This window comes from Oceanomicrobium pacificus (genome assembly GCF_009833495.1).
GTDB classification, from domain to species: domain Bacteria; phylum Pseudomonadota; class Alphaproteobacteria; order Rhodobacterales; family Rhodobacteraceae; genus Oceanomicrobium; species Oceanomicrobium pacificus.
Window position 1 is genome coordinate 420,735 of sequence record NZ_WUWG01000001.1, and the last position, 19,373, is coordinate 440,107.

Sequence of the window (19,373 nt, forward strand, 5' to 3'; positions counted from 1 at the left end):
CCCGGTTCAGAAGCGGGTGCGGAAGGTCAGGCCGAAAAAGGGCGCTGTCTCATACTCCTGTTCGTCCACGAGATTGCCCGCGCTGTCTTCCAACCGCAACCGCCCATTGAGTTCAGCCCCGGCCACGAAGCTGATGGCAGCGGTCGGCCAGAGCGCGCGTTCGACGGTCAGGAACAGCGGGAAGCTTTCATCCTCGCCGATGCCGCCGGGCGCGGGTCCGCGATCGTTGAGACGGAATCGGATCTTCTCGTACCGACCGCCAACGCCGACCGTCCAGTCGTCATTGACGCTGTAGTTGAGCGCCAGCCCCGGCCCTTGCGAGGCCGCCAGCCCGCCGCCGGTGCCGAAATTCAGCCGGTCGGTAATGTCCCAGTCCAAGAGCAGGATCGGGAAGAGGCTGGTGCCGCCGCCGATCTCGGAAAAGGCGCCGAAGCCCGGGCCGATCCGCAGCGACGGTCCCAGGTCCCATGAGATGCCCGCAATCGCGCCGTAGGTGGTCGCATCCTTAAGCTCGGCACCTGTCTCATAGTTGGCGCGGATGCTGGGAATGATGATGGCGCTGGTGCTGTCTGTCGGCTTGAACCGCAACACACCGCTCAGACGCAGATCGTCGATCCGCTCCCACGGTTGCGCGCCGCCGCCGTTCACGCTGTCGGAAAAATCGTAGCGCGACTGGCCGAGCCCGACCGCGAAGCCGAGCGTCGTATCGCGGTCCCAGGCATAGCCGTAGGAAGGTTCGATGAAGGTGCGGTTGACCGAGAAACTGCCGCCGCCATCGAGACCGGCCGGTGTCTGGGCGACCGTGCCAAGGCGGAAGGCGCCGCCCCAGGGGCCGATATTGGCGGGCTGGGCACGGCCGGACTGTGCGGTCAGCGCAGCAGTGCCGAGAAACAGGGCAGCGGCGAGGAGCAGGCGAGAGAGGGGCATGTGTGACATCCTTTTTCCCGTCATACGCATCAGGCTGCGGCTCCGATCCAAATCGGGCAAGAAAATTTGCGGGCCGACGCGGGTCTGTGACCGCATGGCCACAGGCCTGTCACCCGATCCGCGTCACCGCCTGGCCATGCGGTCCGGTCCAGGCCGCGGGTGTGCCGTTCACCGACAGGCAGAACTGCCCCTTGACCGGCGGTGGCCCCGGATCGATGCCCGGGATGACGCCTGGCGCTTCGTTGCTGATCCAGACCGCGTCACGGCTGGCCATGCGTGCGCCAAAGGCGGCGCGGTCATCCCTGTCCGGCAGGTAGGAGAGCACAGCCGTGTGGAAGATGACGCAGGTTGCGCCGCGCGGAACCTCTGCCACCAGCGCGTCGAGATCATGGCGCAGGTCGCCTTTCTCGATGCGTGGCGGCGACGTTCGGGCGAGGGCGATGGCTGCCCGCAGCCTGTCGCGCCGCGCGGTCTGTTCGGGCCAGACCAGGGTTTCCAGCCAGCCGCAATCCGCATCATCGGTGACATCGAGCGGGTTGAGGTCGAGCCCCGCCCGCCAGACGATCTGTGGGTGGCGGTCAGGCAAGGCGTTAAACCCTGCCGCATCACAAGGAAAACAGGGCGCTAGGTCCGGCTCCGGCGCATCAAGCCGGTGCGCCTCCCCTGTGCCCAGCTGCCAGTCATAGCCGTAAGCGTCGGGCAGAAGGCACAGCCCGGCCGACGCGCCGATCTCGATCAGTGCCAGTGGCCCCGCGAACGCGGACAGGGAGGGCAGAATCGCGGCACAGCGCCCCGGCTCGTTGGTCTGGGTGGTGCGCGCCTGCATGATCCGTCCGATCTCCGGCCCATGGGCGCGAAGGACAGCGTCAAAGGCTTCCGGAGACTCAGGCGTGCCGGCCACATGGCGCATGGCCGCAAAGAAGAGGTTCGGCTGGCGGCGCGGCGGCGGCAGCTGCATCAGGAACGAAAGAGCCGACGGCGATCCGGCCACATGGCGGGCGAGCCGCGCATAGAGCGGGGAGACCCCGTCCGCCTCCACCTCGGCGAACCGCCGGTAGCGATCTGAAAGCGCGTCCATAGGTCTGACTAGCCGCAACAGCCGGCCGATTCCAGTCACGTTGGACCGGCACTACGGAGGTCGGCGGAAAAGAAAAGCCCCGCCGGAGCGGGGCTTGTCCAATCTGTCAATGTCCGCTGCGGTCAGACCGCGTGGCGGATGAACAGCTCGTGATGGTCGTTCACCCGCAGCGCGGCGGCCTCGCGTGCCTCGTCGCTGGCCTGCTCCAGATCGGCCTTGGCCTTCTCAAGGAATGCTTCGAGCTTTTCCTTGGTGGCCTCGGCCTTGGGCAGTGCCTCCTCGGCGAGGATCGTGGCACCTTCGGGCGAGATCTCCGCGAACCCGCCGGTGATGACATATTCCGTCACCTCCGACCCGGCCACGACGCGCACCAGTCCGGGGCGCAGCGTGGTCAGGAAGGGCGCATGATTCGGCATGGCCGTCATGTCGCCTTCGGCGCCCGGCAGCTGCACCTGATCGGCCTCGAGCGACGCAAGCTTGCGCTCGGGGGAAACCAGGTCGAATTGCATCTTGTCAGCCATGGGGTCAGAGCCTTTCTATCAGGCCGCTTCCGCGGCCATTTTCTCGGCCTTGGCGATCACTTCGTCGATGCCGCCAACCATGTAGAAGGCTGCCTCGGGCAGGTGATCATATTCGCCGGCCACAACCGCCTTGAAGGAGGCAATCGTGTCTTCGAGCGGCACCTGCACGCCCGGCGAACCGGTGAAGACCTCGGCCACGTCGAACGGCTGGGACAGGAAGCGCTGGATCTTACGGGCACGGGCCACGGTCAGCTTGTCCTCTTCCGACAGTTCGTCCATCCCGAGAATAGCGATGATGTCCTGAAGCGACTTGTAGCGCTGCAGGATCTGCTGCACGTCGCGGGCCACCTGATAGTGCTCGTCGCCGACAACCGCCGGGTCGAGGATGCGCGACGAACTGTCGAGCGGGTCCACGGCCGGGTAGATGCCAAGCTCGGAGATCGCACGGTTGAGAACCGTGGTCGCGTCGAGGTGGGCAAAGGAGGTTGCCGGTGCGGGGTCGGTCAAGTCATCGGCGGGCACGTAGATGGCCTGCACGGACGTGATCGAGCCGTTCTTGGTCGAGGTGATGCGTTCCTGCATGGCACCCATGTCGGTGGCCAGCGTCGGCTGGTAGCCCACAGCGGAGGGGATGCGGCCCAGAAGCGCCGACACCTCGGAGCCTGCCTGCGTGAAGCGGAAGATGTTGTCGACGAAGAACAGAACGTCGGTCCCGGACTGGTCGCGGAACTGTTCGGCCATGGTCAGGCCGGACAGGGCCACACGCATACGCGCGCCCGGCGGTTCGTTCATCTGACCGTAGACCAGTGCCACTTTCGACTTGGTCAGGTCGTCGGCGTTGATAACGCCGGATTCGATGAATTCGTAGTAGAGGTCGTTCCCTTCACGGGTCCGCTCGCCCACGCCGGCGAACACGGAGTAGCCCGAGTGCACCTTGGCGATGTTGTTGATCAGTTCCTGAATGAGAACCGTCTTGCCCACACCGGCGCCGCCGAAGAGGCCGATCTTACCACCCTTGGAATAGGGCGCGAGAAGGTCGATCACCTTGATGCCGGTGACGAGGATCTCGGTCTCGGTCGCCTGTTCGGAGAAGTCCGGAGCTTCGCCGTGGATGTTGCGGGTGCTCGTGGAGTCGATCGGGCCCTTCTCGTCGACCGGCTCGCCGACGACGTTCATGATGCGACCCAGCGTACCGTCACCGACGGGCACGGCGATCTGGCCGCCCGTATCCGTCACTTCAGCGCCGCGGACGAGGCCTTCGGTCGCGTCCATGGCGATGGTGCGCACGGTGTTTTCACCCAGATGCTGGGCGACTTCGAGCACGAGACGCTGACCGTTATTGTCGGTCTCGAGCGCGTTGAGGATCTCGGGCAGGTGGTCGTTGAACTGCACGTCGACGACGGCGCCGATCACCTGTGTGATTTTACCAACAGCGTTTGCCATTTTAATGTTTCTCCAGTCGTCAGAGCGCTTCCGCGCCCGAAATGATCTCGATGAGTTCGCTGGTGATCGCAGCCTGACGCGAGCGGTTATACTCGATGGTCAGCTTGTCGATCATCTCGCCGGCATTGCGCGTCGCATTGTCCATCGCGGACATGCGCGCACCCTGCTCGGACGCGCCGTTTTCCAGCAGGGCCGTGAAGACCTGCGTGGCCACGGAGCGCGGCAAAAGATCGGCCAGGATCGCCTCTTCCTCGGGTTCGTATTCGTAGTTCGTTGCCGAACCGACATCCGCATCCGCATCGAACACGGCGGGGATCAGCTGGAGCGCGGTCGGCTCCTGGTTGATCACGCTGTGGAAGCGGCTGAAGAAGATGGTCACGACGTCGAACTCGCCCTTGGCAAAGCCGTTCAGCGCAGTGTGGGCAATGTCATGCGCATGGGCATATTCCACGCGCTTGGCACCCGACAGATCCACATGGCCGACGAAATGATCCGCCAGCGTCCGTTTCAGCTGTTCGCGGCCCTTCTTGCCGACGGTCAGGATCTTGACCGTCTTGCCCTGCGCCAGCAGCGATTCCGCATGGGTCCGCGCCAGCTTGGCGATCGAGGCGTTGAAGCCGCCGCACAGGCCGCGCTCGGCGGTGGCGACGATCAGCAGATGGGTCTCGTCCGACCCCGACCCTTTCAGGAGCCGCGGTGCCGACGGGCTGTTGGCCGCGCCGGCGGCGAGGTTGCCCAGGACCGCTTCCATCCGCTCGGCATAGGGCCGGGCGGCTTCAGCGGATTCCTGCGCCCGCCGCAATTTTGCGGCGGCGACCATCTGCATCGCCTTGGTGATCTTGCGCGTCGACTTGACGCTCTCGATCCGGTTTTTAAGGTCCTTGAGGCTCGGCATGCGCCTATCCCCTTTCTCGTCTCGGCACTATCAGGCGAAGTCTTTCGCGAAGGCGTCGATGGCCGCCTTGATCTTCTCTTCCAGCTCACCGGCGACCTTCTGGTCATTGTCCCGGATGAAATCGAGGAGATCCTGATTGTTGGCCCGCAGATGGGTCAGCAGACCGGATTCGAAACGGCCCACGTCGGACACGGCGATCTTGTCGAGATAGCCATGGGTACCGGCGTAGATGACCATGACCTGCTCGGCGTTGGTCAGCGGCGAATATTGCGGCTGCTTGAGCAGTTCGGTCAGGCGGGCACCACGGTTCAGCAGGCGCTGGGTCGCGGCGTCGAGGTCGGAGCCGAACTGGGCGAAGGCCGCCATCTCGCGATACTGGGCCAGTTCCAGCTTGATCGAACCGGCAACCGACTTCATCGCCTTGGTCTGCGCGGCGGAACCAACGCGGGACACGGAGAAGCCGACGTTGATGGCCGGGCGGATACCCTGGTTGAACAGGTCCGTCTCGAGGAAGATCTGGCCGTCGGTAATCGAGATCACGTTGGTCGGAATGTAGGCCGAGATGTCGCCAGCCTGGGTTTCAATGACGGGCAGCGCGGTCAGCGAGCCGGCGCCATTGTCCTCGTTCAGCTTGGCGGAACGTTCCAGAAGCCGCGAATGGAGGTAGAAAACGTCACCCGGATAGGCTTCACGTCCCGGCGGACGGCGCAGAAGCAGGGACATCTGGCGATAGGCCACAGCCTGCTTGGACAGGTCATCATAGATGATCAGCGCGTGGCGGCCATTGTCGCGGAAATATTCGGCCATCGCCGTTGCGGCGTAGGGCGCGAGATACTGCATCGGAGCAGGCTCGGATGCGGTCGCGGCGACGACGATGGAATATTCGATCGCGCCGGTTTCTTCGAGCTTGCGCACCAGCTGCGCCACGGTGGACCGCTTCTGGCCAACAGCCACATAGACGCAGTAGAGCTTCTTGCTCTCGTCGTCGCCAGCGGCTTCGTTGTAGGATTTCTGGTTCAGGATCGTGTCGAGCGCCACGGCGGTCTTGCCGGTCTGGCGGTCGCCAATGATCAGCTCGCGCTGGCCACGGCCGATCGGCACCAGTGCGTCGAGCGCCTTCAGGCCGGTGGCCATCGGCTCGTGCACGGATTTACGCGGGATGATGCCCGGGGCCTTGACGTCGGCCACGCGGCGCTCGGTCGCCTCGATCGGACCCTTGCCGTCGATCGGGTTGCCCAGCGCGTCGACGACGCGGCCAAGCAGGGCATCGCCTGCGGGCACGTCCACGATCGCGTTGGTGCGCTTGACGATATCGCCTTCCTTGATGGCCGTGTCCGACCCGAAGATCACGACACCGACATTGTCCTGCTCGAGGTTGAGCGCCATGCCGCGGATCCCGCCGGGGAATTCGACCATCTCACCGGCCTGGATGTTGTCCAGACCGTAGACGCGGGCAATACCGTCACCAACGGACAGCACGCGGCCCACTTCGGCGACTTCGGCGTCATTGCCGAAATTCTTGATCTGGTCCTTGAGGATCGCAGAGATTTCTGCTGCCTGGATCGACATTATCCAACCTCTTTCATTGCATTTTGAAGATTGTTGAGTTTCGAGCGGATCGAGCTGTCGATCATTTTCGAACCCACTTTGACGACGAGACCGCCGATGATCTTCTCATCGACGGTCAAATTCACGGTCACGTCCTTGCCGACGGCCTTCTTCAGCGCGGCGGAGAGCGATTTCTGCTGGGCGGCGGTCAGCTTCTTGGCTGCGGTCACCTCGGCGGTGACTTCGCCGCGGGCGTCCGCCAGAAGCGCCTTCATCTCGGAGATGAGCTGCGGCAGCACGAAGAGCCGGCGCTTGGCGCCCATCAGCCCGATCGTGTTGGTGGTTTCCTGCGACAGACCCATTTTCTTGGCCAGTTCGCTCATGACGGCGGTCTGTTCTCCGCGGGTCACGACCGGGGACGCGATCAGGTCGCGCAGCTCGGGGCTGGCGTCGAGCGCCTCGGCCAGAGCGTTGAGATCTGCTTCCACCGTTTCCAGCTTGCCCTCTTCCTGGGCGAGAGAGAACAGGGCAGCGGCGTAGCGACCGGCAATTCCAGACGTCATCGAGGCTGTATCAGACACGCGCACCTTCCGAATTCTGAACCCGCACCGAACGGGCGGGCAATAGAGACCCGCGCCGAGGATGGCCTCACGCGGGAAATTCGGCGCGGTGATAGCAGAGGGCGGGGCATCGGGCAAGGCCCTGCCCCGCGCGTCTCCTGTCCGATTAACCTACTGTTAAAAATAGAAATTCATCCGGAATCGGGCCGGATGCGACGCTTTGCACCGGCTTTTTTGGGCAAACGGGGCCGGTTTTCCGGCAGCTTTTGCCGCATATGGGCGCGAATTGGAGCGAATCCGCGTCCCCAGGCACCGGTCGGGGCGGTCCGCTCAGCCCGTGGCCGAGCCGCGCCGCAGCGTCGCGCGGGCCGCCGGGCGCGGCGCGCTTGCAGGCGGGCCGACCCGCCCGAGTGCCGGTTTCGGGCGCGGTTTCGTCAGCCCTTCGAGCACGTCGAGCGGCGACAGGACAAGATCGCGCTTGCCGTCGCGTGTGCCGGCATAAACCTGTTTCGTGGCCTCGATCAGGAGCGCCCCCGACAGGATGCTCGAATCCATGCCCCGCCCGATCCGCTCGCACAGGCCGCCCACCCTGAGCCAGAACCGTTTCTGGCTCGGCGGCGCGAAGAGCGCGACCCCGTGGGTCTGCGGCTCGAACCGGTTGTCGCGCAACTGGCGTTCAAGCTGCTGGAAACTGTAGGGGCGGCCATAGCCGAACGGGGTCTGTTCGCTCCGCGCCCAGGATCCGGCGCGGTTGGGGACGATGAAAAAGGCCCGCCCGCCGGGGGCGAGCACCCGCCACATTTCCTGCAGAAGCATCGCGGGCTGCTCGCAGGTTTCCAGCCCGTGGGCGACGATGAGCGTGTCGACGCTGCCGCTGTCCACCGGCCAGTGGGTCTCCTCCACCAGCACCGACACATTGTCCATGCCCGGCGGCCAGGGCATGACGCCCTGCTGGCCTGGCATCAAGCAGAGCGTCGCCGCGCCGGCTTCGAGATAGGGGCGAAGAAACGGGGCGGCGAAGCCGAACCCCACGACCGTCTTGCCCGCATCCTCCCCGATCAGGGCCGCGAGCGCGGAGCGCAGGTCGCGTTGCACCGCACGTCCCAGTTTCGTGCGGTAGTAGAAGCTGCGCAAATCGACGACATCAAGGTGCATTGCGTCCGCCCGGCAAGAGTTTAAGCTCGCGTATCGAACAGACCTACACCAAAGAGAGGACGCACGCCATGCCGTTGGAAATCGTCACCATTCCGTGCCTGGAGGACAATTACGCCTATCTCGCACATGATCCCGGGACGGGCACGACGGCACTGGTCGATGCGCCCGAAGCGGGTCCGATCAAGGCAGAGCTGGACGCCCGCGACTGGACGCTCGACCTCGTGCTTCTGACCCATCATCATTGGGACCATGTGGACGGTCTGCCGGAGTTGCGCGACGCCTATAGCCCCAAGGTCGCGGGCTGCAAGGCCGATGCGGACCGGCTGCCGCCGCTCGATATTGCGCTCGCCGATGGGGACGAGATCGCGATCGGGTCGGAAACCGGCACCGTCATCGATGTGTCAGGCCACACGATCAACCATGTCGCTTTCCACTTCCCCGGCTCGAAGGTGGTGTTCACCGCCGACAGCCTGATGGCAATGGGCTGCGGCGCGGTGTTCGAGGGCACGATGGCGCAGATGTGGGCGAGCCTTGCGAAGCTCGCGGCCCTGCCTGACGACACGCTGGTCTGTTCGGGCCACGAATATACCCAGAACAATGCGCGGTTCGCGGTGACGGTGGACCCGGAGAATGCAGCCCTGAAGACCCGCGTGGCCGAGATCGACGCCGCCCGTGCGCAAGGCACACCGACCGTGCCCTCGCTTCTGGGGCTGGAGCGGGCCACGAATCCCTTCCTGCGCGCCGTCGCACCGGAGGTGAAGGCCTATCTGGGGATGCCCGACGCAAGCGACGCGGATGCCTTTGCAGAAATCCGAACCCGCAAGAACAATTTTTGAGCGACAGCGCGCCGCCCGATGCACGAGTGGCGCGAGAATTGCACACAATAAGGTCATTTTCGTGATAGTCTCTCTTGAAGAGGGCGGGATAAATCCGAAGTCTATAAGGACCGGCTACAATGCCCTCCGGCGCCCGGCATTCCTCGGGCGCGGAAAGATAGAAAGGCAGATTTGATGCCCTCATTTTCGAGCACACTTGAATCGGCAATCCATTCGGCGCTGGGGCTCGCCAACGCGCGCCGCCACGAACTCGCCACGCTGGAGCATCTGCTCCTCGCACTGGTGGACGAGCCGGATGCCGCACGCGTCATGACCGCCTGCAACGTGGATCTCGACGCGCTGCGAAAGTCGCTGACCACCTTCATCGATGACGAACTGGACGCTCTCGTGTCCGACATCGAAGGCTCCGAAGCCGCGCCGACAACCGGTTTCCAGCGGGTGATCCAGCGCGCCGCGATCCATGTCCAGTCCTCGGGCCGGACGGAAGTGACCGGCGCCAACGTGCTCGTCGCGATCTTCGCCGAGCGCGAAAGCCATGCCGCCTACTTTCTGCAGCAGCAGGACATGACCCGCTATGACGCGGTGAACTATATCTCGCACGGCGTTGCGAAGAACCCGAGCTACGGCGAATCCCGTCCTGTGCAGGGCACCGAGGAGACCGGCGAACAGGTGGAGGACAATCCCTCCAAGGGTGAGGAAACGGCGCTGGAAAAATATTGCGTCGACCTCAACGCCAAGGCCCGTCAGGGCAATGTCGACCCGCTGATCGGCCGCGAGCATGAGGTGGAGCGCTGCATCCAGGTGCTGTGCCGCCGCCGCAAGAACAACCCGATCCTCGTGGGCGACCCCGGTGTCGGCAAGACGGCCATCGCCGAAGGGCTTGCGCGCAAGATCGTGGATGAGGAAACCCCCGCCGTGCTGGCCGAAACGGTGATCTTCGCGCTCGACATGGGCGCGCTCCTGGCCGGAACCCGCTACCGCGGCGATTTCGAGGAACGGCTGAAAGCGGTGATGACCGAGATGGAGGCGCATCCCAACGCGGTGCTCTTCATCGACGAGATCCACACGATCATCGGAGCCGGCGCGACCTCGGGCGGCGCGATGGATGCGTCCAACCTGCTGAAACCCGCCTTGCAGGGCGGCAAGCTGCGCTGCATGGGGTCGACCACATACAAGGAATATCGCCAGCATTTCGAGAAAGACCGCGCCCTGTCGCGCCGGTTCCAGAAAATCGATGTTGTCGAGCCGTCGGTCGACGATGCAACCAAGATCCTGATGGGGCTGAAACCCTATTTCGAGGACCATCACGACATCCGCTACACGGCGGATGCGATCAAGACGGCGGTGGACCTGTCCGCCCGTTACATCAACGACCGCAAGCTGCCCGACAAGGCGATCGACGTGATCGACGAGGCCGGTGCCGCGCAGATGCTCCTGCCGGAGAAGAAGCGCCGCAAGACGATCGGCGCCAAGGATATCGAGGCCGTGGTCGCAAAGATCGCCCGCATCCCGCCCAAGAACGTCTCCAAAGACGATGCGGAGGTGCTGAAGGATCTGGAACGCAGCCTGAAGCGCGTGGTTTTCGGTCAGGACGCGGCCATCGAGGCGCTGGCCTCCGCGATCAAGCTGAGCCGTGCCGGCCTGCGCGAACCCGAAAAGCCGATCGGGAACTATCTGTTTGCCGGGCCGACGGGCGTCGGCAAGACGGAAGTCGCCCGCCAGCTTGCCGACACGCTCGGCGTGGAACTGCTGCGGTTCGACATGTCCGAATATATGGAAAAGCATGCGGTTTCGCGGCTGATCGGCGCCCCGCCGGGCTATGTCGGCTTCGATCAGGGCGGCATGCTGACCGACGGTGTGGACCAGCATCCGCATTGCGTGCTCCTGCTCGACGAGATCGAGAAGGCGCATCCGGACGTGTTCAACATCCTTCTGCAGGTGATGGATCACGGCAAGCTGACCGACCATAACGGCCGTTCGGTGGATTTCCGCAATGTGGTGCTCATCATGACCTCCAACGCGGGCGCGGCCGAACAGGCCCGTGCGGCGATCGGCTTCGGCAAAGACCGGCGCGAGGGTGAGGATACGGCCGCCATCGAACGGCTGTTCACGCCCGAGTTCCGCAACCGGCTGGACGCGATCATCAGCTTCGGCGCGCTGCCGAAACCGGTGATCCTGCAAGTGGTGGAGAAATTCGTGCTCCAGCTCGAAGCCCAGCTGATGGATCGCAACGTGTCCATCGAGCTGACCCGTGCTGCCGCCGAATGGCTCGCCGACAAGGGTTATGACGAGCGGATGGGCGCGCGGCCTCTGGCCCGCGTGATCCAGGAGAACATCAAGAAACCGCTGGCGGAGGAGCTGCTCTTCGGCAAGCTCGCCAAGGGCGGGCTGGTGAAGGTGGGCGTGAAGGACGGGGCGCTCGATCTGCGGATCGAGAAGCCGGACCAGAAACGCATCTCCACCAAGCGACCGCCGCTTCTGGCTGCCGACTGAGGGCAGTTGCACCGAAGAATGCGAAAGGGCCGGTCGACATCGACCGGCCCTTTTGCATTGGATGCTTGCCGCCTTTTCAGACTTCGCGGCCTGCATCCTCGTCGAGCGGGTTGGGCAGGATGACCACCGTGCCGACCTTCTCCTCGCTCTCCACATATTCGGTCGCCGCCACGATCTCCTCCAGCGGCAGCACACGGTCGATCATCGGGCGGAGCGCACCCGCTTCGGCCAGCGCAGTGATCTCGTCGAGCACCTTGCGGTTCGCTCCCGGCAGCGGGAAGCGGATCTTTTTCCGCCCGCCAAAGGCGGCGCTGCGCAAAGCCAGCAGCGGGTTTTCGCAGCCCGGCCCCAATTCGGTCGACATATAGGTGCCGCCATCCTTCAAAAGCGGTCGGCAATAGCGGTAGCGGCTGCGGCCCACCGCGTCGAAAATCACGTCGTAACGGGCATCGGTCGCGGTGAAATCCTCCCGCTTGTAGTCATAGACGCGCTCGGCCCCGAGATCGTGCAGCAGGTCGACCGTGCCGGTCTTGCAGACGGCGTCGAGCACCATCCCCTCGCCCTTTGGCGCAAGGTGGCGCAGCCATTGCACGGCGTTGAGCCCGATCGACCCAGATGCGCCGTTGACCAGCACCGCCATACCGCGCGCGGGCGCGATGGCCCTGACATAGGCGCGGGCCAGCATCGGTCCGTCGAGCAGCGTCACCGCTTCGATGAAACTGAGCCCGCGCGGCTTCGGCCCCACGGCGCCCTTCGCCTTCATGCACAGGTATTCCGCCTGTCCGCCGCCGGGGTCACCCGTCATGCCGACCACCGCCTGCCCGACCTGAAAGCCCGTCACGCCGTCGCCGAGCTTGTCGACAATTCCCGCCACCTCGTTGCCGAGCACGCGGAATTTGGGCCGCGTCAGCCCGGTGAAAGCGCGGGTGATGAAAGGCGTGGCGGCGCGGAACCCGCAATCGGTGCGGTTGACCGTGGTGGCCATCACGCGGATGCGAATCTCGCCCGGTTTTGGCTCGGGCACCGGCAGATCGTCGAGCCGCAGCACCTCCGGCCCGCCATAGGCATCATGGACGGCGGCCTTCATGGCCTGTGCGCCTGACCGGGCACGCCCGCACCAAGCGGCTTGAGGAACGTCACCTTGTCATCCCCTTCGGCCCAGAAATCGCGGATGCGGGCCGCCTCGGTATAGCCCGCCTGTGCATAGAACCGCCGGGCCGGATCGAATGCGGCGGTGCCAGATGTGTCGACGATCAGGAGCCGTGCGCCACGTTCGGCCAGTTCGGCCTCCATCGCGGCGACGAGTGCGCGGCCGACGCCCTGCCCCTGCGCGGACCCGCCAACGCCCAGCGCCAGCATGTTCCATGTGCCGTCGGTCATCTCCTCGGCCCGCGCAAAGCACAGGCCGGTCAGACTGACTGTGCCTTCGGCCACGAGCCAGACCTCTTCATCGGCCCCTGCAAGGGCCGGCGCGATCATGTCGGGCAGCATCTCCGGCGGAAACAGATCGACCGTTTCCAAGAGCGCCTGCAACGCCGCCACATCGTCTGAGCGCGCCGCGCGAACCGCAGTGTCAGGCATCCTCCATCCTCCGCTTCTGCCGCGCGCGCCTGAATGGCGTTGCGGCTATTTTTCGGTGAACTTCAATTCGATCCGGCGGTTGCGCGCCAGCGCGGCGGGGCTGTCGCCCGGGTCGATCGGCTGGAACTCGCCAAAGCCCGTCGCCGCCAACCGGTTCGCGGGGATGCCCTCATTCTCGATCAGGTAGCGCACGACCGAAAGCGCACGCGCCTGGCTCAGCTCCCAATTGTCCTCGAACGGGCTGCCACGGCCCAGCGGCGTCTTGTCGGTATGGCCGTCGACCCGCAGGATCCAGTTGATCCCGTCGGGTATCTCGGCCGCCACATCGCGCAGAAGCCCGGCCACCTGGCTGACCTGACGCCGGCCGGCTAGGCCGAGTTCGTCCGATCCCGGTGCGAAGAGCACTTCGGAGGAGAAGACGAACCGGTCGCCGACGATCTGCACGCCCTCTCGCGTGCCGAGGATTTCGCTCAGGCGGGCAAAAAACTCGGAGCGGAACTTGCGCAGGTCCTTGGCCTCTTCCTCCAGCCGCGCACGTTCGCGTGCTTCCAGTTCCGCCCGCTTGCGCTCCTCGGAGGCCACGCGGGCCAACGCCGCGTTGAGGTTCGAGCCGAGGCTCTGGATCTGCACCTGCGCTGCCGCTTCGGCCGCCTCGGACGCATCCAGCAATCCCTGCAATTCCTGCAACTGGGTGCGCAGGGCCGCCGATTGCTGGTTCAGAAGCTCCACCTGACGGGCGCTGTCGGTTGAAATGTCGCGTTCCTCGGCCAGCAGACGCTGCGCTTCGGCCAGAAGCGCCGCCTGCCGCTCCGCTTCAGTCAGTTCGCGGTCACGCAGGGCCTGCAAATCCGCCTCCGCCGCGCGGGAGGCGGCCAACAGTTCGAGCGTTTCCTCGGCCTTCTTGCGCTCGGCTTCCAGCCGCAGGGTCATGGCGGTCAGTTCGGCGGAGGAATTTTCCAGCCGCGCCCGCAGCGCCTCGGCCGCGGCAGCCTCGACCAACGTGGCCGCTTCCGCGTCAGTCAGCGCGGCCTTGGTCTCGTCCAGTTCCGCGTCGAGCGCCGCGCGCCGCGTTTCCAGATCGGCGGCCTCGGATTCCAGATCGGCCACCAGCGCTTCAAGCGCCTCGCGCCGGGCGGCAGCGAGACGCGCTGCCTCCACACCTTCGTCGATTTCCGCGCGCGCCTGCGCCAGCGCCAGTTGCAGCGCCTCTTTCTGCGAGATCTCGCGGGCATTGAGCGCTTCGAGATCGGCAATGCGCGCCACCGCGCCAGACAAGTCGCTCTCCCGCTCGGCCAGATCGGACCGGGTTGCGTCGAGATCCGCGACAAGCCCTGCATTGCGCGCGTCGAGATCGGCATTCTGCGCGATCAGCCCCGCCACCTGATCCTCGAAACTGGCGATCTGTCCGGCCTGCTCCTCGGTCTGGCGCGTCAGTGTCGCGATCAGCGTCGCCTGCGCCGCACGTTCGGCTTCCGACGCGGCGAGCGCGTCGTTCACGCCGCCGAGTTCTGTCTCCAGCCGGTCGGTTCGCTGCTGTTCCAGTCCGAGCGCCTGTGCCAGTCCGGCAAGCTGGTCCGACAGGGCGCCGAGTTCCTGATCCTTGGTGATGATCTCCGCATCCTTGCCGGTGATCGTTTCCTGCAGCACGAACTGGATGATCATGAAGATCGACAGGACAAACATCAGCACCAGCAGGAGCGCGGTCATCGCGTCCACGAAACCCGGCCAGATATTGGCGGTAAACCTGCTGCCCGCGCGGCGGCTGAGCGCCATGGCCTAGCCCCCCGTCTGCCCGCTGCGCAGCGCCTGCACCAGCGCGGCCATGTCCTGACGCAACTCCGCCAGCGTGTCCTGCCGTCCGGCGGACATTTCCTCCAGTATACGCAGAAGCTGCACGTCGATATTGCGCAGGCGCATCCGCATCTCGCTGTCGAGCGCGCCCGTATCCTCGCCCTGGGTTTCCAGCACCCGCGCCACGCGTTCCATGGCCTGCACGCCACGATCCTCTAGATGGGTGACATGGTCCTGACCGGCAACCATCCGGCTCTGCCCCTCGATCAGCCGTTCCAGCGCGACCGAGAACCGCTCCTGCCCTGCCGCCAGACGGTCCTGAGACTCTGCCAGCCGCGACACAAGCTGTGCGTCCACGGGCTGGCCCGACTGCGGCTGGTTCTGCGGGGCGGACTGCATCTGCATGGCCAGCGCGTTGACCGCGTCTGCCAGCGACCCGAGCTTGCCGTCGGTCTGGATGCGCCGTTCCTCGGCCCGCTGGATGAAGTCGCGCAGGCTCTCGATCTGGTAGGCCGACTGTTCGATCAGGTCTCCCACGCTCGACACGCTGTCATCCCCGTCACCGGACGAGAAGCTGATCCGCGTGATCGAGGAGAGCCATTCCTCCAACTCGCGGTAGAACCGGTTCTGCCCGTGGCCGGCGAACAGTTCCAGAAGCCCCACCACGAGCGACCCGGCAAGGCCGAGGAGCGAGGAGGCAAATGCGGTGCCCATGCCGCCCAGCTGCTGCTCCAGCCCGTTCATGAGCATGGAGAAGCCGCCCAGCGCGTTACCATCCTCCTGCGGGGCGAGCGTGCGGATCGTGTCCACCACCGCAGGCACGGTCGTGGCGAGGCCGTAGAATGTGCCGAGCAGGCCGAGGAAGATCAGCAGGTTGATGATGTAGCGCGTGATGTCGCGCGCCTCGTCGAGCCGCGTCGCCACACTGTCGAGGATCGAGCGTGTCGAGGTGGAGGTGAGCGCATTGCGCGCCCTCTGGTCCGACAGGAGCGCGGACAGCGAGGCCAGCAGAAGCGGCGCCTTGATGAACTCGTGGCCCGGTCGGTTGAGCGCGAACCCCTCGATCCAGTTGACCGACGAGACGAGCTGGAACACCTGCGCGAAACAGGCCAGCACGCCGAGCACGAACACCGCGACGATCACGCCGTTCAGGTAGGGCGAGGCAAGGAACACCGGTGCGATGCTGGGATAGGCCAGCACCCCTCCGAAGGTCACCGCGCCAAGGATCATGAGCATGATCACGATCTGGCGGATCGGCTGCGAAAATTGCGGCTCGTGGTGTGTGTCGAGTTTCATCTGCCTGCCTGTCGTCCGGACCGCTCGGTGGTCCTGCCTCTTCTGCCCTGATTTTTTGGCAGCATTGTGTCTGGGGGAAGTTTATAACGCCGGTGGGCCGGTTGAGAAGCCCGCGCTGCCCCGTGGCGGGGGCAGCATCTTGAATATTCGCCATTGAATACCCAAGTATACAAAGTAAATGGAACAAAAATAGAGGGTTGTAGGGATGATTGACGCATTCGGAGCACCGGCGATTGCCATAGCTGTTTTCGCCATTTTGATGATTTTCCTGATGGTCAAGTCCGTCCCGCAGGGCGAGCACTGGACTGTCGAACGCTTTGGCCGCTTTGTCCGCACCCTCAAACCGGGTCTGCGGTTCCTGATCCCGCTGATCGACAAGGTCGGCACCAAGATCAACATGATGGAGACCGTGCTCGACATTGACAGCCAGGAGGTCATCACCCGCGACAATGCGATGGTGCTGGCCGACGCGGTGGCCTTCTATCAGGTGATCGACGCGGGCAAGGCCGCCTATGAGGTGCGCAATCTGGAACGCGCCCTGTCGAACCTCGCGCAGACCAACATCCGTGCGGTGATCGGTGCGATGGACCTCGACGAGAGCCTGTCGAACCGCGACGTGATCAACTCCAAACTGCTGACCGTGATCGATGAAGCGGCCCATCCGTGGGGCGTGAAAGTCACCCGCGTGGAGATCAAGGATCTGGCCCCGCCGGCGGACATCAACGAGGCCATGGCCCGCCAGATGAAGGCCGAGCGCGAGAAGCGCGCCGAGGTTCTGATCGCCGAAGGCTTGAAACAGTCCGCGATCCTGAAAGCCGAGGGCGAGCGCGAAAGCCAGATCCGCGAGGCCGAGGGCCGGCGCGAGGCGGCCTTCCTCGATGCCGAGGCGCGCGAACGGTCGGCCGAAGCCGAAGCCCGCGCCACGAGCATGGTGTCCGAGGCCATCGCCAAGGGCGACATTCAGGCGATCAACTATTTCGTCGCGCAGAAATATACCGAGGCACTGCAGAATGTGGCCGCATCGCCCAATGCCAAGACGGTGATGATCCCGCTCGAAGCGGCGAGCCTGATCGGCTCGGTCGCCGGCATTGCCGAGATCGCCAAGGCCACCGGCCTGAAGTCGGAGTAAGGCGATGGAACCGGGCTTCTTTTCCGCTCTGGCCAGTATCTCGCCCTGGTGGTGGGTCGCCTTCGCCATCGCGCTCGGCGCGGTGGAGATGCTGACCATGTCCTTCTTCCTGATCTGGCCGGCGCTCGCTGCCCTTCTGACCGCGCTCGTGGTCGCGCTGGTGCCGGACCTGTCGGGCGAGATGGTGCTGACGATCTTCGCGCTGAGCGCATTGGCGCTCACCTTCGTTGGCCGCGCCCTGGTGGCACGGTTCGGCACCGGCCGGAGCGAGTCCCCCGCGCTCAACGAGCGCAGCGGCCAGATGGTCGGGCGTCGGGCGCGGGTCATCGCCTGTGACGGCGCGGAAGGCCACGTGGAGATCGACGGCATCCGCTGGCGCGCGGTCTGGGATGATGCGGGCGGCAGCCAGCCCGGAGAGACGGTTCAGGTCACAGCAGCAAGCGGCATGACCCTTACCGTCAGCGCCCTGCCCGCCTGACAGATCCTGTGGCGCCGCGGCGGTCAGCCGCCGCGCCGCGCCTCCACCAGATCCCGCAGGCGGTGCAGGTCGGGGTCGGAGATTCCCAGTCCTTCCAGCGAAGCCACCGTGTTGGACAGATATTCATGGTTCGGCCCCGCCGAGCCATGCGCGCGACAGATGATCTCCGCCTGATCCTCGAGCGGCAGACGGCCGGCATACTGGTCATGCGCCGTGTCCATCACGTAGCAGACCGCTTCCACCTCCGCGCCTGATGCAAGCGTCACGGCCGCCCGCGTCTCCCGATAGGCGTCGGAGACAAGTTCCCGCGCCCGCAGGTAGGCCAGCGCGGCTTCGGCCTCGGGCTCGGCCACACGGTAGGCGACACCCTGACAGGTGGCCCCCGCTTCGGGGTCGAGCGCCAGCACGAGGCCCGGCGCCTCTGCGGTGCCGCGATAATGGATCGAGCGCATGCAGAAGGACCGATGATATCCGGTGAGAAGTGCGATTTCCCGCTCCGCATAGGCAAAGCCCGGCCGCCAGATCAAAGAGCCGTAGCCAAACACCCAGAATCCATCCATACCGTCACCCGATGGTTATCGAAGAACACCTGATATAGTCCGTCGGGCAGGCAAGCGGGAGATCAAAATGCGCGCACTCATCATCGCGGTTCTTGTGGCGGCGCTCGGCTGGAGCACCTGGTGGCTGATCGGCTCGACCGCACATCAGCGCGCGCTCGACGGCTGGCTCGACGCACAGGCCGCGCGCGGTTGGGTGGCCGAGCGCGAGGATCTCGACGTGAACGGCTATCCCAACCGGTTCGACACAACCGTGACCGGCCTGAAACTCGGCGATCCGGCGCAGGGCTGGCTCTGGGAAGCGCCCTTCTTCCAGATCCTGTCGCTGGCCTACAAACCCACCCATGTGATCGCCGTCTGGCCGAACGAGCAGCGCGTCACGGTGCCCGAAGGGCCGGTCGATATCCGCTCGGACCTGATGCGCGGCTCGGTGATCTTCACGCCCGATACCGGTCTGGCGCTGGAGCGGATGAACATCGAGATGGACAAGGTCGACATTGCCGCACCGGACGGCTGGGCGGCCGGTTTTGCCACCGCCAAACTCGCCACCGGACGCAATCCCGACCGCTACGAGACCGACTTTGCCCATGATATCGGGTTCGACGCGGCAGACCTGCGCTTCCCGTCGCGGATCATGGAGATCATCGACCGGAAGGGCCGCCTGCCCGATACCCTGTCATCAGCCAAGCTGTTCGTCACAGCCGGTTTCACCGGCCCGTGGGACCGCAAGGCGGTAGAAACCGTGGCACCCGGACTGACCGCACTCGACGTGAACGAATTCTCGATCATCTGGGGCGAGCTGGAACTGGAAGCCAAGGGCAGCCTGACCTTCGATGCCGCCGGCGTGCCGACCGGATCGCTCTCGGTGCGGGCGAAACAGTGGAAGCAGATGCTGGAACTGATGGTCGATGCAGGCGCCATCCCCGGCGGCACTGCGGGGACGCTCGAAACCGGACTGGGGCTCGTGGCGCGCCTGTCGGGGCGGCCCGACACGCTCGACGCACCGCTTGTCTTCGAGAACGGGCTGATGCGGCTCGGGCCGGTACCGATCGGCCCGGCGCCGCGCCTCATCCAGCAGCGCTAGG

At 65.1% G+C, this 19,373-nt stretch carries 18 protein-coding genes; 5 read left to right on the forward strand and 13 right to left on the reverse strand.

What is annotated here, in order from left to right; all coding sequences use genetic code 11:
- Positions 1–6: 6 nt before the first annotated feature.
- The 8 genes from GSH16_RS02195 to GSH16_RS02230 form a co-directional block, all read right to left on the reverse strand.
- Entirely contained in the window at positions 7–927 is a 921-nt protein-coding gene (locus tag GSH16_RS02195; RefSeq protein WP_160851420.1) for a hypothetical protein, read from the reverse strand.
- 109 nt (positions 928–1,036) lie between these two features.
- Positions 1,037–2,005, reverse strand: coding sequence for a DUF2332 domain-containing protein (locus GSH16_RS02200; RefSeq protein WP_160851422.1), 969 nt, complete (start codon positions 2,003–2,005; stop codon positions 1,037–1,039).
- Positions 2,006–2,127: 122 nt separating this feature from the next.
- Positions 2,128–2,526 carry a F0F1 ATP synthase subunit epsilon gene (locus GSH16_RS02205; protein WP_160851423.1) on the reverse strand — a complete coding sequence of 133 codons (399 nt, stop codon included), beginning with the start codon at positions 2,524–2,526 and terminating at the stop codon, positions 2,128–2,130.
- A gap of 18 nt (positions 2,527–2,544) precedes the next feature.
- Positions 2,545–3,969 (reverse strand): F0F1 ATP synthase subunit beta, encoded by a 1,425-nt coding sequence (atpD, locus tag GSH16_RS02210; protein WP_160851425.1) that lies wholly within the window; start codon positions 3,967–3,969, stop codon positions 2,545–2,547.
- A 19-nt stretch (positions 3,970–3,988) separates the two neighbouring features.
- Complete coding sequence (locus GSH16_RS02215) at positions 3,989–4,864, reverse strand: F0F1 ATP synthase subunit gamma (protein WP_160851427.1); 876 nt, start codon at positions 4,862–4,864, stop codon at positions 3,989–3,991.
- A 30-nt stretch (positions 4,865–4,894) separates the two neighbouring features.
- Positions 4,895–6,433, reverse strand: a complete 1,539-nt coding sequence (gene atpA, locus GSH16_RS02220) for a F0F1 ATP synthase subunit alpha (RefSeq protein ID WP_160851429.1) — start codon at positions 6,431–6,433, stop codon at positions 4,895–4,897.
- Positions 6,433–6,993, reverse strand: coding sequence for a F0F1 ATP synthase subunit delta (locus GSH16_RS02225; RefSeq protein ID WP_160852931.1), 561 nt, complete (start codon positions 6,991–6,993; stop codon positions 6,433–6,435). The genes atpA and GSH16_RS02225 overlap by 1 nt, the downstream gene beginning before the upstream one ends.
- A gap of 309 nt (positions 6,994–7,302) precedes the next feature.
- Complete coding sequence (locus tag GSH16_RS02230; protein ID WP_160851431.1) at positions 7,303–8,127, reverse strand: class I SAM-dependent methyltransferase; 825 nt, start codon at positions 8,125–8,127, stop codon at positions 7,303–7,305.
- A 68-nt stretch (positions 8,128–8,195) separates the two neighbouring features.
- On the opposite strand from GSH16_RS02230, the gene gloB reads away from it, so the two are divergent.
- A complete protein-coding gene (gloB, locus tag GSH16_RS02235; protein ID WP_160851433.1) occupies positions 8,196–8,963 on the forward strand; it encodes a hydroxyacylglutathione hydrolase in 768 nt (255 codons plus the stop codon).
- A gap of 174 nt (positions 8,964–9,137) precedes the next feature.
- Entirely contained in the window at positions 9,138–11,456 is a 2,319-nt protein-coding gene (clpA, locus tag GSH16_RS02240; protein WP_160851435.1) for an ATP-dependent Clp protease ATP-binding subunit ClpA, read from the forward strand.
- A gap of 76 nt (positions 11,457–11,532) precedes the next feature.
- Here clpA and GSH16_RS02245 read toward each other — a convergent pair whose 3' ends face one another.
- The 4 genes from GSH16_RS02245 to GSH16_RS02260 are packed head-to-tail and all read right to left on the reverse strand — an operon-like array spanning position 11,533 to position 16,124.
- A complete protein-coding gene (locus GSH16_RS02245; protein WP_160851437.1) occupies positions 11,533–12,543 on the reverse strand; it encodes an NAD(P)-dependent alcohol dehydrogenase in 1,011 nt (336 codons plus the stop codon).
- Complete coding sequence (locus GSH16_RS02250) at positions 12,540–13,037, reverse strand: GNAT family N-acetyltransferase (RefSeq protein WP_160851438.1); 498 nt, start codon at positions 13,035–13,037, stop codon at positions 12,540–12,542. Before GSH16_RS02250 ends, GSH16_RS02245 begins: the two co-directional genes overlap by 4 nt.
- Positions 13,038–13,082: 45 nt before the next feature.
- Positions 13,083–14,810, reverse strand: a complete 1,728-nt coding sequence (locus GSH16_RS02255) for a peptidoglycan -binding protein (RefSeq protein WP_160851440.1) — start codon at positions 14,808–14,810, stop codon at positions 13,083–13,085.
- Between the two features lie 3 nt (positions 14,811–14,813).
- Positions 14,814–16,124, reverse strand: a complete 1,311-nt coding sequence (locus GSH16_RS02260) for a biopolymer transporter ExbB (RefSeq protein ID WP_160851442.1) — start codon at positions 16,122–16,124, stop codon at positions 14,814–14,816.
- Positions 16,125–16,329: 205 nt separating this feature from the next.
- On the opposite strand from GSH16_RS02260, the gene GSH16_RS02265 reads away from it, so the two are divergent.
- Positions 16,330–17,253, forward strand: coding sequence for an SPFH domain-containing protein (locus GSH16_RS02265; protein ID WP_160851444.1), 924 nt, complete (start codon positions 16,330–16,332; stop codon positions 17,251–17,253).
- Positions 17,254–17,257: 4 nt separating this feature from the next.
- Positions 17,258–17,731 carry an NfeD family protein gene (locus GSH16_RS02270; RefSeq protein WP_160851445.1) on the forward strand — a complete coding sequence of 158 codons (474 nt, stop codon included), beginning with the start codon at positions 17,258–17,260 and terminating at the stop codon, positions 17,729–17,731.
- A gap of 23 nt (positions 17,732–17,754) precedes the next feature.
- On the opposite strand, the gene GSH16_RS02275 is transcribed toward GSH16_RS02270, so the two are convergent.
- Complete coding sequence (locus GSH16_RS02275; protein WP_160851447.1) at positions 17,755–18,291, reverse strand: gamma-glutamylcyclotransferase; 537 nt, start codon at positions 18,289–18,291, stop codon at positions 17,755–17,757.
- 67 nt (positions 18,292–18,358) lie between these two features.
- On the opposite strand from GSH16_RS02275, the gene GSH16_RS02280 reads away from it, so the two are divergent.
- A complete protein-coding gene (locus tag GSH16_RS02280) occupies positions 18,359–19,372 on the forward strand; it encodes a DUF2125 domain-containing protein (protein ID WP_160851449.1) in 1,014 nt (337 codons plus the stop codon).
- Position 19,373: the final 1 nt, after the last annotated feature.

Coding starts and splice junctions, on each gene's coding strand:
- GSH16_RS02280 (WP_160851449.1), top strand. CDS start 18,359: ATGCGCGCACTCATCATCGCGGTTCTTGTGGCGGCGCTCGGCTGGAGC.
- GSH16_RS02270 (WP_160851445.1), top strand. CDS start 17,258: ATGGAACCGGGCTTCTTTTCCGCTCTGGCCAGTATCTCGCCCTGGTGG.
- clpA (WP_160851435.1), top strand. CDS start 9,138: ATGCCCTCATTTTCGAGCACACTTGAATCGGCAATCCATTCGGCGCTG.
- atpD (WP_160851425.1), bottom strand. CDS start 3,969: ATGGCAAACGCTGTTGGTAAAATCACACAGGTGATCGGCGCCGTCGTC.
- GSH16_RS02205 (WP_160851423.1), bottom strand. CDS start 2,526: ATGGCTGACAAGATGCAATTCGACCTGGTTTCCCCCGAGCGCAAGCTT.
- GSH16_RS02215 (WP_160851427.1), bottom strand. CDS start 4,864: ATGCCGAGCCTCAAGGACCTTAAAAACCGGATCGAGAGCGTCAAGTCG.
- GSH16_RS02260 (WP_160851442.1), bottom strand. CDS start 16,124: ATGAAACTCGACACACACCACGAGCCGCAATTTTCGCAGCCGATCCGC.
- GSH16_RS02230 (WP_160851431.1), bottom strand. CDS start 8,127: ATGCACCTTGATGTCGTCGATTTGCGCAGCTTCTACTACCGCACGAAA.
- gloB (WP_160851433.1), top strand. CDS start 8,196: ATGCCGTTGGAAATCGTCACCATTCCGTGCCTGGAGGACAATTACGCC.
- GSH16_RS02195 (WP_160851420.1), bottom strand. CDS start 927: ATGCCCCTCTCTCGCCTGCTCCTCGCCGCTGCCCTGTTTCTCGGCACT.
- GSH16_RS02255 (WP_160851440.1), bottom strand. CDS start 14,810: ATGGCGCTCAGCCGCCGCGCGGGCAGCAGGTTTACCGCCAATATCTGG.
- GSH16_RS02250 (WP_160851438.1), bottom strand. CDS start 13,037: ATGCCTGACACTGCGGTTCGCGCGGCGCGCTCAGACGATGTGGCGGCG.
- atpA (WP_160851429.1), bottom strand. CDS start 6,433: ATGTCGATCCAGGCAGCAGAAATCTCTGCGATCCTCAAGGACCAGATC.
- GSH16_RS02245 (WP_160851437.1), bottom strand. CDS start 12,543: ATGAAGGCCGCCGTCCATGATGCCTATGGCGGGCCGGAGGTGCTGCGG.
- GSH16_RS02265 (WP_160851444.1), top strand. CDS start 16,330: ATGATTGACGCATTCGGAGCACCGGCGATTGCCATAGCTGTTTTCGCC.
- GSH16_RS02275 (WP_160851447.1), bottom strand. CDS start 18,291: ATGGATGGATTCTGGGTGTTTGGCTACGGCTCTTTGATCTGGCGGCCG.
- GSH16_RS02200 (WP_160851422.1), bottom strand. CDS start 2,005: ATGGACGCGCTTTCAGATCGCTACCGGCGGTTCGCCGAGGTGGAGGCG.